Annotated in this window: 14 protein-coding genes; 13 read left to right on the top strand and 1 reads right to left on the bottom strand. The window is 70.7% G+C overall.

Annotated features, from left to right (window positions below):
• Positions 1–104: 104 nt before the first annotated feature.
• The 3 genes from OG788_RS02805 (at position 105) to OG788_RS02795 (ending at position 5,470) form a co-directional block, all read left to right on the top strand.
• Positions 105–344 carry a hypothetical protein gene (locus OG788_RS02805; protein ID WP_406368894.1) on the top strand — a complete coding sequence of 80 codons (240 nt, stop codon included), beginning with the start codon at positions 105–107 and terminating at the stop codon, positions 342–344.
• Between the two features lie 334 nt (positions 345–678).
• Positions 679–3,078, top strand: coding sequence for a beta-L-arabinofuranosidase domain-containing protein (locus OG788_RS02800; protein WP_406368893.1), 2,400 nt, complete (start codon positions 679–681; stop codon positions 3,076–3,078).
• Between the two features lie 295 nt (positions 3,079–3,373).
• The gene (locus OG788_RS02795; protein ID WP_406368892.1) at positions 3,374–5,470 is read left to right on the top strand and encodes a serine/threonine-protein kinase; all 2,097 of its coding nucleotides are present in this window, start codon (positions 3,374–3,376) and stop codon (positions 5,468–5,470) included.
• A gap of 13 nt (positions 5,471–5,483) precedes the next feature.
• Here the strand turns inward: OG788_RS02795 and OG788_RS02790 are convergent, their stop codons facing one another.
• Positions 5,484–6,005 carry a hypothetical protein gene (locus OG788_RS02790; RefSeq protein ID WP_406368890.1) on the bottom strand — a complete coding sequence of 174 codons (522 nt, stop codon included), beginning with the start codon at positions 6,003–6,005 and terminating at the stop codon, positions 5,484–5,486.
• 655 nt (positions 6,006–6,660) lie between these two features.
• On the opposite strand from OG788_RS02790, the gene OG788_RS02785 reads away from it, so the two are divergent.
• The 10 genes from OG788_RS02785 to OG788_RS02740 all read left to right on the top strand — a co-directional run bounded on the left by OG788_RS02785 (position 6,661) and on the right by OG788_RS02740 (position 22,687).
• Positions 6,661–8,139, top strand: coding sequence for a sugar transferase (locus tag OG788_RS02785; RefSeq protein WP_406368888.1), 1,479 nt, complete (start codon positions 6,661–6,663; stop codon positions 8,137–8,139).
• Positions 8,140–8,212: 73 nt separating this feature from the next.
• A complete protein-coding gene (locus OG788_RS02780) occupies positions 8,213–9,529 on the top strand; it encodes a nucleotide sugar dehydrogenase (RefSeq protein WP_406368886.1) in 1,317 nt (438 codons plus the stop codon).
• Positions 9,519–10,799 carry a glycosyltransferase family 4 protein gene (locus tag OG788_RS02775; RefSeq protein WP_406368884.1) on the top strand — a complete coding sequence of 427 codons (1,281 nt, stop codon included), beginning with the start codon at positions 9,519–9,521 and terminating at the stop codon, positions 10,797–10,799. Before OG788_RS02780 ends, OG788_RS02775 begins: the two co-directional genes overlap by 11 nt.
• Entirely contained in the window at positions 10,796–12,193 is a 1,398-nt protein-coding gene (locus tag OG788_RS02770; protein WP_406368883.1) for a Wzz/FepE/Etk N-terminal domain-containing protein, read from the top strand. The genes OG788_RS02775 and OG788_RS02770 overlap by 4 nt, the downstream gene beginning before the upstream one ends.
• Positions 12,190–13,704: a Wzz/FepE/Etk N-terminal domain-containing protein gene (locus OG788_RS02765; RefSeq protein ID WP_406368881.1), complete on the top strand. Its 1,515-nt coding sequence runs from the start codon at positions 12,190–12,192 to the stop codon at positions 13,702–13,704. The genes OG788_RS02770 and OG788_RS02765 overlap by 4 nt, the downstream gene beginning before the upstream one ends.
• Positions 13,705–13,707: 3 nt before the next feature.
• A complete protein-coding gene (gene asnB / locus OG788_RS02760; protein ID WP_406368880.1) occupies positions 13,708–15,642 on the top strand; it encodes an asparagine synthase (glutamine-hydrolyzing) in 1,935 nt (644 codons plus the stop codon).
• 37 nt (positions 15,643–15,679) lie between these two features.
• Complete coding sequence (locus OG788_RS02755; RefSeq protein WP_406368878.1) at positions 15,680–17,884, top strand: bi-domain-containing oxidoreductase; 2,205 nt, start codon at positions 15,680–15,682, stop codon at positions 17,882–17,884.
• Positions 17,881–19,839 carry an alginate lyase family protein gene (locus OG788_RS02750; protein WP_406368877.1) on the top strand — a complete coding sequence of 653 codons (1,959 nt, stop codon included), beginning with the start codon at positions 17,881–17,883 and terminating at the stop codon, positions 19,837–19,839. The genes OG788_RS02755 and OG788_RS02750 overlap by 4 nt, the downstream gene beginning before the upstream one ends.
• A 9-nt stretch (positions 19,840–19,848) precedes the next feature.
• On the top strand, positions 19,849–21,381 hold the full coding sequence (locus tag OG788_RS02745; RefSeq protein ID WP_406368876.1) for a right-handed parallel beta-helix repeat-containing protein: 1,533 nt from the start codon (positions 19,849–19,851) through the stop codon (positions 21,379–21,381).
• Positions 21,374–22,687 (top strand): O-antigen ligase domain-containing protein, encoded by a 1,314-nt coding sequence (locus OG788_RS02740; RefSeq protein WP_406368874.1) that lies wholly within the window; start codon positions 21,374–21,376, stop codon positions 22,685–22,687. Before OG788_RS02745 ends, OG788_RS02740 begins: the two co-directional genes overlap by 8 nt.
• The last annotated feature ends 1 nt before the right edge of the window (position 22,688 follow it).

Here is a 22,688-nt window from a genome sequence, read left to right as displayed (position 1 = left end):
GTCACGTGGGCTTTTCTGCCCTCTCTCAGCTGGGCGCGGTCAGGGTGGTCACGAACTCATCACTCCCGCACGGCGCATACCGTGTGCCCATCACAATCGCGCGCATGGCAGACACAGCCGCTACGGGTCGGCGCCCGTCGCTCACTCAGAAGATCACCGCCACGCTGTTGCTGTTGCTGCTGCTCCTGGTGTGGACGATGGGGGCCAACTCCTGGACGGAGAAGGGCTGTCACCTGAGCCAGGGATACGTCTACGTCCTGTCGCACGGGGGCGGCCCGGACGGTCACCAGGGGTGCGATCCAGAGCCGGGCGGCCCGGTGTACACCGACCAGTACTACGGCTGACGAGGCTCGCATGGACAGGGGGGAGACCTCCCCCCTCGGTCGATCACTCCGACGCGGTCACCTGTTCCTCGGTCCTGCGGCGCGGGCCGGTGCATGCCGCCGCAGGACGAGTGTGGTCGGCGAGGCCTTCGCCGTGGCGCGTGTGAACCCTGGACAGGCGTACCCGGCCGTGCTGTCATGTCCACTGCATCGTTTCCAACGTTGTACAGAGCCGTGGAACCGCCCCTCAGGGGAGCCGCTGTGGAGCCGCATCTGGAGGATCTGACGTTGCTCGATCAGCGGGAGACAACGTTGTCGCACGCAAGTCGGCCCTTCCGGAAGGCAGGTCACCTGCATGTCCATGAGCAGACGAGAACTCCTCGGTATCGGATCCGGCACCCTCGGGGCCGCGGCTCTCGGAGCCACGTTCACGGGTGTCGCGGCCGCGGCTCCCCGCCCGCGAGCCGAGACGCAGTTGGCCGACAGATTCCAGAAGCTTCCGCCCGGCAGTGTCGTGGCCCGTGGCTGGCTCGCCGGCCAGCTCCGGTTACAGCTCGACGGTCTGTGCGGCACGTACGAATCCTTCTCGCACTTCCTCGACTTCTCGACGTCCGGCTGGGTGCACCCCGAGCATGACGCCTGGGAGGAGCTGCCGTACTGGCTGCGCGGCTACCTGCCGCTGGCCATCGCCACCGGTGACCCGCACGCCCTGGCGCGGTCGCGCGCGTGGGTGGACGCGATCCTCGCGACCCAGGAGAGTGACGGCTTCTTCGGACCGCGTGCCTTGCGCACCGCACTCAACGGCGGTCCCGACTTCTGGCCCTTCCTGCCACTTCTGCAGGCCCTGCGGACGCACGAGGAGTACACCCACGACCAGCGGGTGGTGCCGTTCCTCCTCCGCTTCCTCCGCTTCATGAACGCTCAGGGGCCGGGCGCCTTCAACACCAGCTGGGTGTCCTACCGTTGGGGCGACGGTCTCGACGTCGCCGTGTGGCTCTACCGCCGTACCGGCGAGGCGTTCCTGCTCGATCTCGCCGCCAAGATGCACACCCACGGCGCGGACTGGACCGGTGCGACACCGAGCCGGCACAACGTGAACATCGCCCAGGGATTCCGGGAGCCCGCCCAATACGCCCAGTTGACCGGCTCCGCCGACCTCACCCGGGCCACGTACCGCGCCTACGACGCCGTGATGGACCCGTACGGGCGGTTCCCCGGGGGAGGCATGGCGGGCGACGAGAACTTCCGGCCCGGGTTCGCGGACCCCCGGCAGGGCTTCGAGACCTGCGGCATCGTCGAATTCATGGCCAGCCACGAGCTGCTGACAAGGATCACCGGGGATCCGGTCTGGGCGGACCGCTGCGAAGACCTGGCCTTCAACCTGCTCCCGGCCTCCCTCGACCCCGACGGCACGTCCGTCCACTACATCACCAGCGCCAACAGCATCGACCTCGACAACCGCCCCAAGACCCAGGGCCAGTTCCAGAACGGCTTCGCCATGCAGGCCTTCCAGGCCGGTGTCGACCAGTACCGCTGCTGTCCCCACAACTACGGGATGGGCTGGCCGTACTTCACCGAGGAGCTCTGGCTCGCCGGCGCCGACGGCGGCCTGGCCGCGGCGCTCTACGCTCCGAGCCGGGTCCGGGCCACGGTCGCGGGCGGAACGACTGTGACGGTCACCGAAGAGACGGGTTATCCCTTCGAGGACACGATCACCTTCACCGTCTCCACGCCCCGTCCCGTGCGCTTCCCTCTGCGGTTGCGCGTGCCCGGCTGGTGCCGAGGTCCCCGGCTCCTGGTCAACGGCACCTCGGTGGTGGCCCCGGACGGACCGTCCTGGGCACGGGTGGAGCGCACCTGGCGCGACGGCGACGTCGTCCGCCTGCAGTTGCCCCAGCAGGCCCGGTTGCGCCAGTGGCCCGGCCCGCACGGTGCGGTCAGCGTCGAACGCGGCCCGCTCACCTACTCGTTGAAGATCGGCGAGCGCTACGACCGCTACGCGGGAGATGAGAAGTTCCCCGCGTACGAGGTCCACGCCACCACCGCGTGGAACTACGGCCTCCTCCCGGAGACCCCGCTGACCCCCACCCGGACCCGTGCTGTCGTACCGGACCAGCCGTTCACTCCGGACACCTCACCCCTGCGCATCTCGGCACAGGCCCGGAAGATCCAGGAGTGGGTCGCGGACGACGAACATGTCGTCGCGCCGCTCCAGGACGGTCCCGCCCGGAGCGACGCCCCGGTGGAGACGGTCACCCTCATCCCCATGGGCGCGGCCCGGCTTCGCATCACGTCCTTCCCCACGGCGGCGCCCGACGGACTGCCCTGGACGCCGGAACCACCGTTCCGAAGAATCGCGAACATGAACAGCGGCAAGGTCCTCGCCGTCGACGGAATGTCCACCGAGAACAGCGCACGCGTGGTGCAGTTCGACAACACGGGGACGGGTGACCACGCCTGGCAGCTCGTCGACAAGGGCGACGGCTGGTATCTGATCCGCAACGGCCAGAGCGGCAAGGTGCTCGGCGTCGACCGCATGTCCATGGACGACAGCGCGATCGTCGTGCAGTTCGAGGACAACGGAACGGCCGACCACCTCTGGACGCTGCTGGACAGCGGCGACGGCTGGTATCGCATCCGCCACAAGAACAGCGGCAAGGTTCTCGGGGTGGACCGCATGTCCACCGGCAACAGCGCGCAGGTCGTCCAGTTCGACGACAACGGTACGGCCGACCACTTGTGGGGCTTCCTGTGAGGGCCTCGCCGGTCGGTTCGGAAGTCCCCACGCTGTTCGGCAGCGCAGGATCCGGAGCCGGTCCGTAGCGCGGAACGGCGTGCGCCGGGCGGACATGGCAAGCCGTGGGCTCGGCGGTGGGTTCTCGGCCGGCGGTCCGGGCGGATGCCCAGGCCGTTCACGGTCCGGCGGTGACCGGTTTCGAGACAGTGCCCGGCCGCCGTAGCAGCGCCGAGGAGGCCCCTGCCGGCTGAGACGGTGGCCGGATAACATCCAGCCCTGTCTCTTCCTCCCTGCACTGATCGATCGGACAACCGTGAGCGCTCCTGCTTCGGGCGGGCGAATCCAGCCCCCACGCCCCGGGGACGCGTCCCGCGTCGGCCCGTACCGCATCGTCGGCCGACTCGGTGCGGGCGGTATGGGCACGGTCTACGCGGGGCTCACCGAAAGCGGTGAGCGGGTCGCGGTGAAGGTGGTCCATCCCCTGCACGCGGGCGATCCGGAGTTCCGTGCCCGGTTCCGTCGCGAGGTCCGGCTCTCCACCCGAGTGCGCGGCCCGTTTCTGCTGCCGCTCCTGGCGGCCGACCCCGATGCCGACGCCCCCTGGCTGGCGACCGCGTACGCCCCGGGCCCGACCCTGACGGAACATCTGGCCGTCCACGGCCCGCTGACCGGCGCGACCCTGCACGCCTTCGCCACCGGCACCGCGCAGGCCCTGGAAGCGATCCACCTGGCCGGCGTCGTCCACCGGGACGTCAAACCCCAGAACGTGCTGCTGACACCGGGCGGCCCCCGCATTCTGGACTTCGGCATCGCCCACGCCGCCGACGGCACCAGCGTCACCCGCACCGGGGTGCTCACCGGCACCCCGGGCTGGATCAGCCCCGAGCACTACCTCAGCGGCGTCACCGCGGCGGAGGGCGATCTCTTCGGCTGGGGCGCGCTCGTGGCGTACGCGGCGACCGGCCGCCTCCCCTTCGGCGGTGGTGCGCCCGAAGCGGTGGCCTACCGGGTCACATCGGGCCGACCCGACCTGGACGGGATACCCGAGGCGCTGAAGGAGATTCTGGAACGGGCCCTGGCCAAGGAACCCGCCGAGCGTCCGGACGCCGGTGAGGCGGCCGCTGCCTGCGCACGGCTGCTGGCCGCCGAGTCCACGCAGGTGCTCAACGGCAGCACGTCGGCGGAGGCGAGCAGCACCCCCACACTGATCGGGGAACTGGTGACGGCGCAGTGGTCTGTGCCCGTATCGGACGATCCCTCCTGGCCCCCACCCGCTTCCGCCCGTGTGGGCTCCTCGCGGCGTCGGACCGTTGTCGCCGTCGTGGTGGCGGCGGCGGTCCTGGGCGCGAGCGCGGGCGGCGCGCTCGCCTTCCACCACGGCGGAGGCGACTCCACCGGCCGTTCCGGGACCGCCGCTTCGACGGCGGCCGCGGGCGATCATGACTCCGGCGCCACACCCGCCGGGACCGTACTGGCCGGCCCCGGTGCGGACGTGACCGGCCCTGTGGCATCCGACCCACGCACCGTCCCGGTCCCCTCCGACCCGCTGGACGGCGTGGCCCATCCCGCCTTCCACCGCTCGGACGACGAGACCCAGCCCGTTCCCGGCGAGTGGAGCGCCGCCCGGGACGCCGACGGCAAGGCGGAACGGGATGCCGCAGTCGCCGTCCGCGAGACGGTGAAGGCGATGCTCACCACGAAGGACATGTCCTTCATGACCCCCACGGTGACGTTCAACCGGCAGGCGCAGACCCTGATGGTGACCGGCGGCCCGATCTCCACCCTCACCGACGACAGAAAGGAGGTCTTCCGCCGGGTGGCTGAGGCGGCCGCCTGCGTCACCCTGGCCCAGCGACTCGAAGAGGCACCCACAAGCTGGCCGTACGGCCGGTTCTCCGTCCGTTGGCGGGACTACGACGGCCAGGACGAGGCGAGCATCCTCGGTTTCGGCAAAGCCACCGACGGCTGCTACACCGACGAGGCCGGACGACGTCAGGGCACGGAGGAGGGCATGGCCACCGCCGAGATACCCAGCAGTGACAAGGACGAGATCCGCATCGCCTCAGGCACGCTGAAGGCGGTCACAGCGGCCTGGAACACCCGCCTCGCCCAGGGATACGGCTTGGAGCCCTTCGACCGCGACGACGCCATCACCCTCGGCTTCGATCCGGTCGAGCAGATGATGTACGTGTGGGCCCACGACGGCTCGGGCGCCCTCTCCGGCCGCGCCCAGCAATCTCACTTCCAGGACGTCGTCAGCAAGACCGCCTGCCCGAGGCTGCTGGCCGAGTACAACACGAACAGGCAATGGAACTACACCCGTTGGACGGTCGCCGCCTACGAGGGAAACAGCGCCTGGCCGCAGCTCTTCACGTCGGGCGACTGTCTGCCCGCCGAGAGCCGCCACTGAGGTTTGCGCGGCGTCACCCTGTGGAGATGCGGTCGAGCAGTTCAGCGAGCAGGCCGCGCTCGCCCGCCGTCAGCACGCTGCTCCGGGGGAGGAGGGCGCGGAGGGCGACGGCCGCCCCCGCGGGGCCGGCAGCCGTGGTGGTGGGGGCGTCGGTGGTGATCGCGGCGATGACCGCCTCCCTCGCCAGATGGGAGACGCTCAGGTCCCGTCGGTTCTCGGGGGTGGCGATGAGAGCCAGGGTGGTTCCGCCGCCGACGGCGTGGACCAGGTGGGTGGCGCGTGTCTCGTCGACGGACAGAACAACGGCATCTACGACCCGGAACAGCGGGCCCTGACAGTGCCCGCGCCCACCAGTTTCCGCCAGTGGTGCCAGGAGGTACTGAAGCCGGCCGTTCTGGCCTGAACTGCCCCGCGGGCAACTCGACGAATTGGAGCCGCGGGTGAGGCCGTCGGCGGTCGTCTTGCCGGGCTTGGTGCGGGGCCTTCTGGTGGCGGCAGCGCCGAGAGAGGGCGTCCAGCCAGTAGCGGCGGACACCTTCGTCGGGTTCGGCGAAGGGTCCGGGCTGCCGGGGGTGCTTGCGGGTGGTCGAGGACGGCGAATTGGCCCCGTGGGCCGAGGAGTTCGGCGGTCCCGTGTGCCGGAAACACTCCATTACGGGTCACAAGGCACGTCTTGGTCATCAAGGCGCCGCGGGCCGTGGCCGATCTCTGGAACCAGCTTCAAATCTTGAGCACAAATTACACACACCCCTCTCTTCAGACGGGCCCCGATGGTCTAGATTGACCGTGCTTCACATGCCGGGACACGAGGCGACAAATCATGTTCTATAGGTCAGACGTTGTGGACAGCCAGTAGCTGCGTCGGCACCGTCGGACGTGGGGGTGGTCAATTCTTGAGCCCGACAAGGGGCTTCGGGTGCGGGGAGTACCCGACGTCTCGACGGGTTCTCGCGCACCTCGGGGGTCCGGCAGGGCCTGCCTGTCTGCTGCCGCCAGGCCGGGTCGTTCAAGTAGCGCAGAAATAGCCGGGGTGTCGGGCGCGGAGGGCGAGGGCCTTCCGGGGGACGAACAGCGCGGCGCGGGGGGCGGGGGCCTCCCGAGGGGAGTAACTGTGCGGGGGGCGGGGGCTCCTCGGGGGGAGGAACAGTGTCAGCCGACCACGTCGTACCACTGGGGACCGGGGGGGTTCTGTGCGGCAGGGGGGATTAGTCGGCCCGCTTCCGTCGGCGCACGGGCGTCTGACGAACGGGGCCATCAGCCGGCCCGTGAACGACTGGGAGCAGCGGTACCGCCGTACCGTGATCACCAGCGATACCGTGGCCACCGCTCTGGTGGTGGCGGCGATCGGCAACTTCTTCGGGGCCCGGGACGCGGCCAACTGGCATGAGAAGTGGGGAATTCTCGCCTTCGGCACCGAGCTGCTGGTGCTGGGTGCGCTTGCGGTGAGCCGGTCGTGGGCTCCGGCCGTGCTCGGCCAGGGCGCCGAGGAATTCCGCCGGCTCGGACGCTCGCTGTTCACGGCGACCGTCGTGCTGGCGCTCGGCGGGATAGCCCTCACCTCGCGCAACATCAAGCTCTGGATCTTCGTCGCGGTCCCCGCGGTCGCGGTCACCACCATGACGGAGCGGTATCTGCTCCGCCTCTGGCTGCACAAACAGCGCAAGGAAGGACAGTGCCTGAGACCGGTGCTCGCCGCCGGGAGCCTGGCCACCGTGCGCGACCTGATCACCCGAACCCGAAAGCTTCCGCACCTCGGCTGGCGAGTGGACGCGGTGTGCACGACGGACGGTCTCGGGCTCGACGGTGACCAGCTGGACGGAGTGCCGGTCGTCGGGCAACTGCCGGACGTGGCCAACCATGTACGCCGCGACGGCTACCGTGTCGTCGCGGTCACACCGGACCCGCACTGGTCACCGGACCGGCTGCAGCGGCTGGCCTGGAACCTCGAAGGCAGTGACGCCGAGATGGTCGTGGCCCCCGTGCTGATGGAAGTGGCCGGCCCGCGGCTGCACGTCGACGCGGTGCTCGGGATACCGCTGCTGCGGGTCAGCATGCCGACCTTCACCGGGGGGCGCCGGGCGATCAAAGGGGTCGTCGATCGGATGGGCGCGGCGATCCTGCTGATGCTGTTCGCACCGCTGATGGTGTTCGTCGGGCTGCTCGTGCTGGTGGACAGCAGGGGTGGGACGTTCTACCGCCAGCGCAGGGTCGGCAAGGACGGCCGCGAGTTCACCATTCTCAAGTTCCGCACCATGGTCGCCGGGGCTCACGGTGCACGTGCCGAGCTGGCCGACCGCAACGAGGGCGCGGGCCTGCTCTTCAAGCTCCGCCGGGATCCGCGGGTGACCCGGGTGGGAGCAGTGCTGCGCCGGTACTCGATCGACGAGCTCCCGCAGCTCTTCAACGTGCTCACCGGATCGATGTCGCTCGTCGGTCCCCGGCCTCCGCTGCCGGAGGAGTCCGCCGCGTACGGCCCGGACATCCGGCGGCGGCTGCTCGTCAAGCCCGGACTCACCGGCCTGTGGCAGATCAGCGGGCGCAGTGACCTGCCGTGGGAGGAGGCCGTCCGCCTCGACCTGCGGTACGTGGAGGACTGGTCGCTCGCGCTCGACACAGTGATCTTGTGGAAGACGCTGCGTGCGGTGCTCCATGGGCAGGGGGCCTACTGATGCGCGGGGGGCGTTGTCAGGTCGGCGCACGGACCGCAGGCCAAAAGGGCCTGCCTGGGGGGAGGAACGGGTCATGAGAGTGAGCGTCCTGGGGCTTGGCTACGTGGGCTGCGTGTCGGCCGCGTGTCTGGCCGGCCAAGGCCATGAGGTCATCGGAGTGGACGTGAACCAGGTGAAGGTCGACCTGGTCAACGAGGGCAGGGCCCCGGTGGTCGAGGAGCGGATCGGCGAGCTCATCGCCGAGGTCGTGGAGGCCGGAGCGTTACGCGCTACGGTCGACGTCCGCGAGGCCATCATGGGCAGTGATGTGTCTCTGGTCTGCGTGGGCACACCGTCGGAGCCCAACGGCAGCCTGTGCACCACGTACTTGGAGCGGGTCACCGAGCAGATCGGCGCCGCGCTGGCCGAACGGGGCGGGCGGCACACCGTCGTGTTCCGCAGCACCATGCTCCCGGGCACCTGCATGAACCTGCTGGTGCCGATCCTGGAGAAGTACGTCGGCGGCACGGCCGGGGCGGACTTCGGGGTCGCGGTCAACCCGGAGTTCCTGCGCGAGGGCACGAGCGTGCGGGACTTCTTCGACCCGCCCAAGACCGTGATCGGCGAGCTCGATCCGCAAAGCGGCGACGCGGTGGCGGCACTGTACGACGGCTTGCCCGGCGAGGTGTTCCGGGTGCCGATCCCGACGGCCGAGGCGATCAAGTACGCGGACAACGCGTTCCACGGCCTCAAGATCGGCTTCGCGAACGAGCTGGGCGCGGTGTGCCAGGCGCTCGGCGTGGACTCGCACCAGGTGATGGACGTGTTCCTGGCCGACCGCAAGCTGAACATCAGCCCCGCCTATCTGCGGCCCGGCTTCGCCTTCGGTGGCTCCTGCCTCCCCAAGGACTTGCGCAGCCTGGTCCACGCGGCGCAGCGGGCCGACGTCTCGGTACCCATCCTCGCCCATGTGCTTCCCTCCAACTCCGACCACCTGCAGCGCGCGGTGGACCTGGTGGAGCGCACCGGCAAGCGCCGGGTGGGAATGTTCGGGCTGTCCTTCAAGTCCGGCACCGACGACCTGCGCGAGAGCCCGCTCGTCGAGCTGGCGGAGAGGCTCTTCGGCAAGGGGTACGACCTGCGGATCTACGACGCCAATGTGAGCCTCTCCCGGCTGATCGGCGCGAACCGCGAGTACATCGAGACCCGGCTCCCGCACCTCGGGCAGCTGCTCGCCGACTCCGTCGGCGAAGTGCTCGAGCACGCCGAGGTGTGCCTGGTCGGGACCAGTGATCCGGCCGTGCTGTCGGCGCTGCCCCATGGTGAAGGACCGGTACTGATCGACCTCATCCGCCTTCCCGACGCCGAGGCGCGCCGGGCCGAACCGGGGTACATGGGCCTTGCTTGGTGACACATCGTTCAATGACACAGGCAGCGGCGACCGGCCTGACCGGCGCGCGCTGATCCTGGTGGAGAACCTGTCGGTGCCGTTCGACCGGCGGGTGTGGCAGGAGTGCACGACACTGCGCGACGCGGGCTGGGAGGTGCACGTCATCTGTCCCCGCGGGGAGAAGCGGGACACGGAGCCCGAGGCAGAGATCGACGGGGTGCGGATCCACCGCTACCCGTTGCGCGCGGCCACCGGAGGGCCGGCCGGCTACCTGCGGGAGTACGGATCGGCGTTGTGGCATACCGTCCGGCTGGCCCGCAAGGTCGGCCCGGTCGACGTGGTCCACGCCTGCAACCCGCCCGACCTCCTGTTCCTGCCGGCACTGTGGATGAAGCGACGCGGAGCGCGGTTCGTCTTCGACCAGCACGACCTGGTGCCCGAGCTGTACCTCTCCCGGTTCGACCGCGGTGAGGATCTGCTCTACCGCGCCGTGTGCGCGCTGGAACGGCGGACCTACCGGGCCGCGGACGTCGTGCTCGCCACGAACGAGAGCTACCGGGACGTCGCGGTGCGCCGTGGCGGTCAGCGGCCGGAGGACGTCTTCGTGGTGCGCAGCGCCCCTCAGACCGACCGGTTCCAACCGGTGCCTCCCGAGCCGGAGTTGAAGCGCGGAAAGCCTCATCTGCTGTGCTACCTCGGCGTCATGGGCCCGCAGGACGGCGTCGACTACGCCTTGCGCGCCCTCGCCAAGCTGCGCGACGAGTTCGGGCGGACCGACTGGCACGCGGTGTTCGTCGGCTCCGGCGACGCCTTCGACGCGATGGTGGAGCTGTCCCGGCACCTCGGACTCTCCGAGCAGGTGCAGTTCACCGGGCGCATTCCGGACGCCGACCTGGTGCGCTACCTGTCCACCGCGGACGTGTGTCTTTCCCCCGACCCGCGCAATCCGCTCAACGACGTGTCGACCATGAACAAGGTCCTGGAGTACATGGCGATGGGCCGGCCCATCGTCTCGTTCGACCTCCGGGAGGCGCGCGTCTCCGCCGGTGATGCCGCCCTCTACGCGCCCGCCAACGACGAGGCCGAATTCGCCAAGCTCATCGCGCTGCTCCTCGACGATCCGGAGAAGCGGGCCCGGATGGGCGAGATCGGCCAGGAGAGGATCAGCGGACAGCTGTCCTGGCGGAACTCGCAGGCGTCACTGCTCGCCGCCTACGCCGCCGCGTGCCGTGACCACACCCCGGTGTCGGCGGGCGACCCGGTCCGCACAGGGAAGAGGCAGCGCAGTTGAGCGATGACACGATCCGCCTGGTAACGATCGGGCGGATTCTCCGTCGACGATGGCGGCTTCTCGCCGTCCTCGCCCTGGTGGGCGCGCTCGTCGGCTACGGCACTTCGGTGCTGTTCCCGCCGCGGTACACGACGTCGGCATCAGTACTGCTGCCGGGGCAGTGGGAAGAGCGCGAGCTGCTGACTCAGGTGGACATCGCGACCAGTTCGACGGTGGTCGACCGCGCGGCCGCCGCTCTCGACTGGAGCGGAGTCAGCGGCACCGGGCTGCGGGATCAAGTGAGCGCCAAAGCCACCGACGGGAACATCATCAAGATCTCGGGAACGGCCGACACCCCGGAGCGCGCGCAGCAGCTCTCCGACCGGATGGCCCAGCAGTTCGTCAAATTCGCCGCGCGGATCGCCGGCGGTGGCACCGACCCCGACGCGGCTACCGGGATCGAGGCGCTACGGCAGTCGGTGGTGGAGACCAACCGCCGTATCACCGACCTGGCCGACGCGGCCGATCCGGGGCAGACCGTGGAGAGCGTGCAGGCCCGCACCGACCTCGAGAAGCTGCGCACCTCGCTGGAAGAGGCCATGACGAAGCTCGACCAGGCCGACCCGGCGACCAACAAGGCGGGCATGGTCGTCATGGGACCGGCGGCCCGGCCGACCGGTGAGTCGCCGCCGACGAGGATCCAGCTCATCGTCGCCGGGGCGCTGCTGTTCTTCCTGCTCGCGGTCATCGGCCATCTCGTCGCCGCACGCGTGAACCGCCGCCTGCGCACCGAGCCGCAGATCGCCGCGGCGCTGGGCTCGGCGCTCCTCGGCACTGTCGACGTGCCTTCTGAACGGGGCGCGCACCGGCCGGAAGGCCGTGGCCCGCGAGCCGGGATCCGCCGACTCCTCGGCGTCGACACCCGCTGGGACCTACCGATCCCGCAGAGGTCCGTCGACGAGGCCGGCACGCGGATCCGCTACCAGCGGGTGTGCGCTCGCCTCCGGGACCAGCTGCCTGCCCCCCTGGGGCTGCTCGTTGTCGTGCCGGACGGCGACGAGATCGCGCGCCGGGCCGCCGGGCAGCTCGTCGCCGAGGCCGAGAACGATCCTTCCCCAGGCTCTTCGAGCAGGGGATACCCCATGCTGCGGGTGGTGGAGGTCTCGGTGGACCGGCCGACCGTGCCGGACCGTGACACCGAGTCCGGTGCCCTGGTCGTGCTCAGCGCGGGCAGCTGGACCGCTGAGGAGCTCGCCGGCATCGCCGAGGCGTGCGCGGACGGCGGGCACGAGGTGGTCGGCATCGTCGTCGCCGGCGCGGTCCGGGGCCGTCCGACGCGATCCGCCGACCGTCTTCCGGACAGCGCCGCTGTGGCGCTCGCGGGTCGCGGTCACGCGACGGGAGGTTCAGTGTGACGACGAGCACGACTTCGGAGTCGTCGGCAGCCACTCCGCTCTTCGACCTGCAGGCCCTGGTGGTGGCAGTGCGCAGGCGCCGCCGCCTGTGGTGCTCGCTGGCGCTCCTGGGGCTGGTGGTCGGCGCGGCGGTGGCGGTCCTGCTGCCGCCGTCCCCGGCCGCGGTGACCAAGGTGCTGGTCGCGCATCAGGAGGACCAGCCGAACGACACCGGAACGCTGATCCGCACGGACGTCGAGCTGCTGCGGACCACGCGGATCGCCGACAAGGCCCTGCGGTCCCTCAAGTCCCCGGAAAAACCGGAGGACTTCATGCGGGACTACCGGGGGACCGGCCTGACCAACAACCTGCTGCAGATCGATGTGACAGGTGACACCGACGCGGAAGCGGTGGCCCGTGCCAAGGCGCTGGCCGAAGCGTTCGTCTCGGACCATGTGAGGCGGATGCGGGAAGCCGCGAAGGCCGAGGCCAAGGCCCTGGGCGACCAGCGTGACCGCATGCGGGGCGAACTCGCCCAGGTCAACAAGGAGATCGGGGACAGATCGCCGGAGAGCGACCCGAGAGCGTCGGCGAGCATAGAGTCGCTCTTCGCCCGCCGGGCCGAGCTCACCTCACGGATCGCCGATTTCGACCTGCGCGCCGAGGAGGCGCGCACCGGCACGCCCAAGGTCATCGCCGGCACGCAGATCGTGGACGCCCCGCGCGCGGTGCGGCACTCCCTGCCCAGATCCGCTGTCACCAACGGCGCGATCGGGCTCGTCCTCGGGCTCGTCCTCGGGCTCGCGATGGCCGCTGTCGGCACGGTGGTGGCGGACCGCCCCGTGCTGCGCCGGGACATCGCGGCCAACTTGGGCGCCTCGGTCATCGCGGAGCTGCCCCGTCGGTCGGGCAGGCTGTGGCGGCGCCGACGGACCCGGGCGGCACGCGAACGGCTCACCGCGACCCTGGCCCGCACCGTGCGCTGTTCCGCGGAACCGGTGTCACTGCTGGAACTGGGCTGTGCGCGAAGCGCGAGCGTGATCGCCCTGGACCTCGCCAAGGCACTGGAGGCGGAGGCGCCCGTGGTCATCGTCGACGGTCTGCCCGGCCTGCGGCTCGCAAGCCGCCGTCCGAAACCGGGTGACCCGACCGTGGTCAGCGGCGGGGGTGCCGCGGCCGTGTCGCATCAGGAGCGCCGACTCGGTGTCGGCTCGGTGGCGCCCGGCACGGCGTGGACCGGCCTCCAGGACCTCGGTACCCGGACCGTGCTCGTCGTGCGTGCCGGGCACGGCAGCACCGCATGGCTGCACACCGTCGCGCGGCAACTCGCGGACCTGCTCATTCCGGTGATCGGTGTGGTGCTGATCGACCCCGATCCGCGGGACCGGACCGACGGCACCCTGTGGGACGGGCTGCACACCGCGCTGCGCGGCCACAACGCACGACCGGCCCCGGAGAACGTGACGGGCAGGCCGCGGACCGAGCGGCCGTCATGGGCACGGGTCCCGGACATCGACCAGGAGGCGCGGTAAGACATGTGTGGCATCGCAGGTACGTACCGGTGGCCGGACGGGAAGATCGTCACCGACCGGCTCACCGATACCCTCGCCCACCGCGGTCCGGACGGGGCGGGCCGGTACGGCCACCTCGTCGGTGACGGCGAAGTGCACCTCGGGCACCGCCGGCTGGCCATCATCGACCTGTCCGAGACCGGCGCTCAGCCGATGGTCTCGGGCGGCCTCGCCCTGACGTACAACGGCGAGCTGTACAACGCGCCCGAGATTCGCGCCGAGTTGGAAGCCGCCGGGGTGCGCTTCCGCGGTACCTCCGACACCGAGGTGCTGCTCGAGGCCTGGCGGCGCTGGGGCACGGACTGCCTGCCCCGGCTGCGGGGCATGTTCGCCTTCGGGATCTTCGACGAGCGAACCGGTGACCTGGTGCTCGCCCGTGACCAGCTCGGCATCAAGCCGCTGTTCCTGCTCCGGCGCGGCGAGGGCCTGGTGTTCGCCTCCGAGCTCAAGGCGCTCGCCGCCGCGACCGGCGGGTCGCTGGAGGTGGACCACGCCGCGCTGGTGGCCTCGCTGCTGTACTACTGGGTGCCGGACTCACGGTGCGCGTTCCGCGAAGCGGAGAAGCTGCCGCCGGGGAGCTGGCTCCGGTGCCGGCCCGACGGCCGGGTGGAGCGCGGCCAGTACTGGAACCTGAGGGACGTCGCCGCCGAGGGCCGGGAGATGGCCCTGAGCGGTGAGCAGCCGGACCTGGCCGCCGTCGTCGAGGAGTCGACTCGGCGTCACCTGCTCTCCGACGTACCCGTGGCGACCTTCCTGTCCGGTGGTCTCGACTCCAGCTACCTGACCGCGCTGGCGGCCCGCGACCGACCCGGGATCTCGGCTTACACGATCGGCTTCCGCGCCGAGGACGCCAAGTTCGAGGCCATGCCGGACGACCTGCGCTATGCCCGGCAGGTGGCCGAGCAGTTCGGCGTCGACCTGCACGAGATCGAGATCGCTCCGAACGTACTCGACCTGCTGCCGCAGATGACGTACCACCTGGACGAGCCGATCGGCGACCCCGCCGCGATCAACACGTTCCTGATCTGCTCGGCCGCCCGGGAGGCCGGGGTCAAGGTGATGCTCTCGGGGATGGGTGCCGACGAGCTGTTCGCCGGCTACCGCAAGCACCTGGCCAACCTGCTCGCGCTGCGCTACCAGCGCGTCCCGCGGCCCCTGCGGCGCGGCCTGTCCAGGGCCGTGGACCGGCTGCCGGTCGCCACGGCCCGCCGGGGGTACCGGTCGGTGCGCTTCGCGAAGCGGTTCCTCTCCTTCGCCGACCTGCCGGAGGAGACCGCGTTCCGGCGCAGCTACACCATGTACGACCAGGACGAGCTGCTCGCCCTGATCGATCCCGACCTGGCCGGGACGGTCGACGACGTGCTGACCGAGCACGCGGACATCTACCAGGACAACGACCTCGACGACTTCGTCAACCGCATGTGCCTGGGCGACGCCCGGATGTTCCTGCCCGGCCTCAACCTCGCCTACACGGACCGGTCGAGCATGGCCGCCTCGACCGAGGTGCGGGTGCCGTACGTGGACGTCGAGGTGGTCAAGGCGGCGTTCGCCGTGCCCGGTGACCGCAAGATCGTCGGACGGCAGGGCAAGGCCGTCCTCAAGGAGGCGGCCACCTCGATCCTGCCCCGGGAGATCGTCTACCGGCCCAAGGGCCTGTTCAGCGCCCCGCTGCGCGCCTGGATGAGCCGGGATCTGGCACCGCTGGTGCGCGAGGTGGTCAACGACGGCGTGCTCGTGAATTCCGGGCTCCTGCGCCGCGACGCCCTGGCGCGCATGGTCGCCGAGGACGCGGCCGGGCAACGGGACTTCTCCAAGCATCTGTGGCACGTGCTGACCCTCGAGTACTGGTACCGCGACGCGACCTCCGGGTCCGGACAGAGCACGCGCTCGGCGGCGTAGAAGACGGCGAAGACGGCGTAGAAACAAGGGGACTTGAGTGAAGCAGGTTGTTCAGAACTACAAGAGCGGCGAGCTGGCGGTGCTCGACGTGCCGGTGCCGGGCTGCAAGCCGGGCGGTGTGCTGGTCCGTACCGTCTACTCGCTGATCTCCACCGGGACCGAGCTCATGAAGGTGTCCGAGGCGGGCATGTCGATGCTGGGCAAGGCCCGCTCCCGTCCGGACCAGGTGGCCAAGGTCATGCAGAGCGTGGCCACCAACGGGGTGCCCGCCACCTACCGCAAGGTGATGGGCAAGCTGGACTCGTACACGCCGCTGGGCTACTCGCTGTGCGGGGTGGTCGAGCAGGTCGGCACCGGGATCGACGACGTGAAGGTCGGCGACCTCGTGGCCTGCGCCGGCAACGAGCACGCGCTGCACGCCGAGCTGAACTGGGTGCCGAAGAACCTCTACGCCCCGGTGCCGGACGGCCTCGCCCCGCGGCACGCGGCCTTCGGCACCGTCGGGTCGATCGCGATGCAGGGCGTGCGCCAGGGCGAGCCGCAGCTCGGCGAGGTGGCGCTGGTCATCGGCCTCGGGCTGATCGGGCAGCTCGTGGTGCAGCTCCTTGCCGCCGCGGGGGTCCGTGTCGTCGGGGTCGACCCCGACCCGGTGCGCTGCGAGCTCGCCGAGCGCCTGGGCGCGGCGGCCTGCGGTGATCCCGCGTCCGCGGCCGTGGAAGCCGCCGTCGCCGAACTCACCGACGGTCACGGCGTGGACCAGGTGTACCTGGCCGCCGGCGGCGGCAGCAACCAGCCCGTCGAACTGGCCGCCCGGCTCTGCCGGGACCGCGGCCGGGTCGTCGACATCGGCAAGTGCCGCCTGGACCTGCCGTGGAACGCCTACTACGAGAAGGAGCTCGACGTCCGGTTCTCCCGCTCGTACGGCCCCGGGCGCTACGACCCGGAGTACGAGCTCGAGGGGCGGGACTACCCGATCGGCTATGTCCGCTGGACCGAGCGCCGCAACCTGGCGTGCTTCCTCGACCTGCTGGCCCGCGGCCGCGTCGACGTGGAGCCCCTGGTCTCCCACGTCGCCGACTTCGATGACGCCGTCGAGACGTACCAGCGCCTGAAGGACGGCGACCTGAAGGCCGTGGCCGTTCTGTTCAGGTACCCCGAGCAGAAAGAGGAAGCGGGGGAGGCGCAGGCCCCGGCGGTGGCCGTGCCCGCCGTGCGACGCGGCGGCGGAGCGTCCGCCCCGGCCCGGGCCGCCAAGGCGCCGGTTCGCCTGGCGTTCGTCGGCGCGGGAAACTACGCCACCTCGATGCTGCTGCCGCACCTGGCACAGCGCGACGGCGTCGAGTTGTCGACAGTCGTCACCACGACGGCGCTGTCCGCGGCCAACGCGCAGCGGAAGTTCGGCTTCGCGGAGGCGACCACCGATCTCGACGCCGTGCTCGGCGACACGTCCGTCGACGCGGTGTTCGTCGTCACCCGGCACAGCTCGCACGCCGAACTGACCCGGCGGGCGCTGCTGGCCGGCAAGACGGTGTTCGTGGAGAAACCGTTGGCACTCACCGAGGACGAGCTCGCCGGCGTACTCGCGGCAGTGGAGGAGTCCGGCAACGACCGGCTGCAGGTGGGCTTCAACCGCCGGTTCGCGCCGCTGCTGCAGGAGGCCAGAACGCGGTTCGGAGCCCGGACCGGTCCCGCGAGCCTCCGCTATCTGGTCAACGCGGGCCGCCTCGGACACGGCAGCTGGTACCTCCAACAAGGCACGGAGGGCTCGCGGTTCGCCGGCGAGGGCGGACACTTCATCGACACGGCGAGCTGGCTGCTCGAGGCCGACCCGGTATCGGTGTACGCGGCCGCCACGTCCGGCAACGAGGACCTTCAGGTCGTGCTGCGCTACCCGGACGGGTCCACCGCCACCATCAGCTACGTCACCACCGGCGCGGCAGGCTTCCCCAAGGAGACGCTGGACCTCGTCGCGGACGGCAAGGTGCTGCGGCTCGACGACTTCGTCCGTGCCTCGGTGTATTTCGACGGCAGGGCCGGCCGCAAGCGGTGGGTCAGTTCGCGGATGCCCAAGGCCCGGGACAAGGGCCAGTCCGCCGAGCTGGCCGCGTTCATCAAGGCCGTGCGGACCGGAGGGCCCATGCCGGTGCCGCTGGAGTCGCTGGTCGCCACGACGTCGGCCACCCTCGCCGTGCAGGCCGGCCTGGCCGGGGGCACGCCGGTGACACTGGCGAGAGCACGATGACCATGAGCGCGGGCTGGTACCTGCGCCGACTGTCCCGGATGGGACCACGGGAGGTCGGCGGCCGGGCGGGCGACGCGGTGCGCAGGCGGCGGTGGCGGTCGGCGCGGCCGGACTGCCCGAGCGTGACCGGCGCCCGGTTCACCGCGGCACTGCCCGCCGGGACGATCGCCGCGATACCCCCGGACGCCGCGAAACGTCTGATCGCCGAGGCGGACCGGCTGATGTACGGGCACGCCGAGTATTTCGGGGTGGTCCGCGACGACCTGGACGACCCGGACTGGTGGTGCGACCCGAAGACCGGGCGCCGGGCCCCCTGGGGCTACGCCTTCGACGTGCCGTACCGCAACGAGGACGCGGTCGGGGACATCAAGCAGATCTGGGAGCTGTCCCGGCATCAGTACCTCACCGTGCTCGCCGCCGCCTACGCGATCACCGGGGAGGAGCGGTACGCCGAGCGCGTGGCCGAACACCTGCGGTCCTGGTGGACGGCCAACCCACCGCTGCGCGGCGTGCACTGGATCAGCGGCATCGAGCTGGGCATCCGGCTGCTGTCCTGGGTGTGGATCCGCCGGCTGCTCGACGGCTGGCCGGGCGCGGCCGGGCTGTTCGAGGACAACCCGGTGGCACTGAACCAGATCTGGCACCACCAGCGCTGGCTGGCCGCCTTCCCCAGCCGGGGATCCTCGGCGAACAACCACGTCATCGCCGAGGCCGCCGGGCAGTTCGCCGCGGCCTGCGCGTTCGGATGGTTCCCCTCCTCGCCGCGTTGGCGAGCCGGCGCGCTGCGGTCGCTGGAGCGGCATCTGCGGGGCAACACCTTCGACTCCGGCCTCAACCGCGAGCTGGCCACCGAATATCACGGACTGGTGCTGGAGCTCGGCCTCGCCGCGGTGGCCGAGGCGGATGCCGCCGGCGTGCCGGTCCCCGCGTCGATCCGGCAGGTACTGCTGCGGATGACCGACGCGCTCGCGGCCATCGTGGACAGCCGGTTACGGCCGCCGCGCCAGGGGGACGCGGACGACGGGCACGGCCTGATCGTGGACGGCGCGGGTACCGACCGCTGGGCCTCGCTGCTGGCCACGGGGGACACCGTGTTCGGCCGGCTCGCCTGGTGGCCGGCGGTGACCGGAACCGATGTGCGCACACCGCTGCTGGCCGCGCTCATCCGGCCGTACCCGACGAAGGGAACCGCACCGGCCGTGACCCGCCCGGCAAGCCGGCCGGACCATTTCGCCGACGCGGGCATGACCATCCTGCGCGATCCGGCAGGGATCTGGTGCCGCTGCGACGGTGGCCCGCACGGCTTCCTGTCCATCGCCGCGCACGCCCACGCGGACGCGCTGTCCGTGGAGGTCCGGCACGACGGGGTCGACGTGCTCGCCGACCCGGGGACGTACTGCTACCACGGGCAACCCGAGTGGCGGCAGTACTTCCGGTCCACCCTCGGCCACAACACCCTGCAACTGGACGGCGGTGACCAGTCCGTCTCCGGCGGCCCGTTCCTGTGGACGCGGCAGGCCCGCAGCCGCGTCCTGACCGTGGACACATCCGACGAGGGTGTGGCCCGCTGGTCCGCCGAGCACGACGGATACCAGCGCTCCGTGCACCGCCGCAGGGTGGAGCTGACGGCCGCGAGCCAGGAGCTGAGAGTGGTCGACGAGGTCCGCGGCCCCCGTCGGGCCGTGCAACTGGCGTTCCACCTCGGCCCGGCGATCACCGCGGACCTGGCGGACAACCGGGCCGTCCTCACCTGGACCCGGGACGGCGAGGACCGCTCCGCGGTGCTCGACCTGCCCGGGCAGTTGTCCTGGCGGGCGCATCGCGGCGAGACCGAACCGCCGATGGGCTGGTACTCCGCCGGATTCGGGCGCAAGGAACCCACCACAACGCTGGTCGGCACAGGCTTCGCCGACGGCGCGGAGGGGTTCACCACCGTGCTCAGGTTCCACGGCTAGGGGGGGCGCGTGGGAATCAAGAGGCGGCACTGGGCGTCGGCGGCGGCACCGCTGGCGCTGGCCCTGCTGGCGGTGACCGGCTGTGAGAGCACGCCGGGCGCCGGGGCGGAGCCGAAGGCCGGGCCATCCACGTCCGCGGCCCGATCCGTGGCCCGGGTGTGCGCCGAGCCCGCGGCCGGTCCGGCGAAGGCACCGGCGGGCGCGGTCACGGTCGACCCCGCGGTGGTCGGCGACCTGGCCGCGAAGACCAAGAGCAGCCCCCCGAACACCACGTTCTGGCTTCGACCGGGCAGGCACAGGCTCGACCCGGACCGCTACGCCCAGGTCATCCCCAAGAAGGGGGACCGCTACCTCGGTGCGCCGGGCGCGGTGCTCGACGGCCGGAAGAAGAACCAGTACGCGTTCGGCGGCGGCGCCCGCGACGTCACCATCCGCTACCTGACCGTGCAGCGTTTCGTGGCGCCGCGCGACGAGGGCGTGGTCAACCATGACTCGGCCGACGGGTGGGTGATCGAGCACGCGACGATCCAGGACAACTCCGGCGCCGCGCTGATGGCCGGTGCCCGCCAGCAGGTCCGCGCCAGCTGTCTGCGCGACAACGGCCAGTACGGCATGAACGCGTACAAGGCCAACGGCCGGATCAGCGGCCTGGTGGTCGAAGGCAACGAGATCGTGGGCAACAACACCGGCGACTGGGAGCGGCGGCGCAAGGGCTGCGGCTGCACCGGGGGCATCAAGTTCTGGGCCGTCAACGGCGCCGACGTGCGCGGCAACTGGGTGCACGACAACCGAGGAACCGGATTGTGGGCGGACACCAACAACAACGACTTCCGCATCGAGAAGAACGTGCTCGAAGCCAACGACGGTGCCGCGCTGATCTACGAGACCAGCTACAACGCGGTCATCCGGGACAACACGATCCGCCGGAACAACTGGGTCGAGGGCCGAGGGAAGGCCGACCGCGGAGACGACTTCCCGTACGCGACCATCTACCTGTCCGAGTCCGGAGGCGAACCACGGATCCGAGCCCGCACGAACAAGATCGAGATCTACCGGAACGTGCTGGAGAACAACTGGTCCGGGATCACCCTGTGGGAGAACGCCGACCGGTTCTGCAACAGCCCGGCCAACACCTCGTCCGGTGACTGCACCTTGCTGGTGCGGGACACCGGCCGCTGCGCGAAGCCGGCGATCGCCGGCGCACCGCTCTACGCCGACTGCCGGTGGAAGACCCAGCGGGTGGACATCCACGACAACCGCTTCGTGCTCGACAAGTCCGTCCTCAAGTGCACGGTGAAGTGCGACCGGATGGCGGTCCTTGCCAACTACGGCACCTATCCGGACTGGTCGCCGTACCAGGGCAAGCGGGTGGCGGACGCGATCACCGCCAAACAGCACAACCGCTGGCACGACAACGTCTACCTAGGACCATGGAATTTCGTCGCCCACGACCCGGACCGGGTGCTCGACTTCGGGCAGTGGCAGGGCACGCCGTACCAGCAGGACACGGGCAGCACCCTCGACCCACGGGCCGGTGGTTGAGATGGGCGGGAACCTGCGGCGCGGCGCGCTGCCGGGCGGACCGGATACGGCGGGCAGGCAGCCCGGCGCCGAACCGCGCCCTGTCGCCACACCGAAGATCGTCGGCATCGTCTGGGGGCTGCTGGTCCTCAACACGCTCGGCTCCGCCGGGGCGAAGACCATCATCCCGCTGCCCCGCTCCCTCATCCAGATGGTCACCATGGGCTCGCTGGTCGCCGCGTTCGCGCTGGCCCTCGCGGTCAATCTCCGGCTGCGCATCCGAGCCAGCGCCTTCGTGCTCCTGCTCACCCTGCTGCTGGTGCCGAGCCTGATCTCGAGCGTGAACATGGGATCCGGGTTCGGCGCGCTGTTCCGTTGCGGCCGGCTGGCGCTCTTCATCGGCACGTTGTGGCTGCTCAGCCGCTGGTGGGACGGCAGCACGACGTTCGTCCGGCACCACATCCGGATGTACTTCGCGGTGCTCGGGTCGGTGGCCGTCGGCCTGGTCGCCTCACCGGGCGCGGCCTTGCCCGACCTCTACGGCGGACGGCTTGTCGGCGCGTTGTGGCCGCTCACGCCGCCGCAGATCGGACAGTACGCCGCGGTGATCATAGGGCTCACCGTGCTCCTGGTCCTGGGGCGCCGGACCGACAGGGTCAGCGCGGCGGTAGTCATCGTGCCGTCACTCGTCCTGCTCGCGCTGACCCATACCCGGACGGCCACGCTCGGCCTGCTCATCGGCCTGGCGTTGGCGATCGGCTCACTCATCCTGACCAGCGCCGCCGCCCGCCGGTTCTTCAGCTGGACGGTGGTGTGCGCCACGGTGACCGTGGTGGGGTTCAGCTCCGCGCTGCAGGCGTGGTTCCTGCGCGGACAGAGCCAGGAGAACTTCTCCAACCTCACCGGTCGGGCCAAGGTCTGGGACGCCCTGCTGGCCGCGCCCCGGACGACTTCGGAGCAACTGTTCGGCATGGGACTGGGAGACAAGTCGTTCGGCGGGCTGCCGATCGACAACAGCTGGCTGGCCGTCTACCAGGAGCAGGGTCTGACCGGCGTCACCCTGGTGGCGGCGATCATCATCGTCCTCGCCGGTGTCGCGTTGCTGCGGCCACCGTCTCTGCAGAGGGCCTGCGCGATCTTCCTGATCAGCTACTGCGCGATCGCGTCGTACACCGAGGCCGGCCTCGGCGACGCCTCGCCGTATCTGCTGCATCTGGCCTTGGCCGCCTCACTGCTGGCGGCACCTGGCGCGGCCACTCCGCTCCCGACGCCCGCAGCCCCCTCGACGACGCATCCCACGACGGCCCAGAGATCGGAGGTGACCTGAC

This window comes from Streptomyces sp. NBC_00647 (assembly GCF_045207245.1).
Lineage (GTDB): Bacteria > Actinomycetota > Actinomycetes > Streptomycetales > Streptomycetaceae > Streptomyces.
The sequence above is the reverse complement of the archived record's forward strand: the minus strand, read 5'-3'. Positions and strand labels throughout refer to the sequence as shown.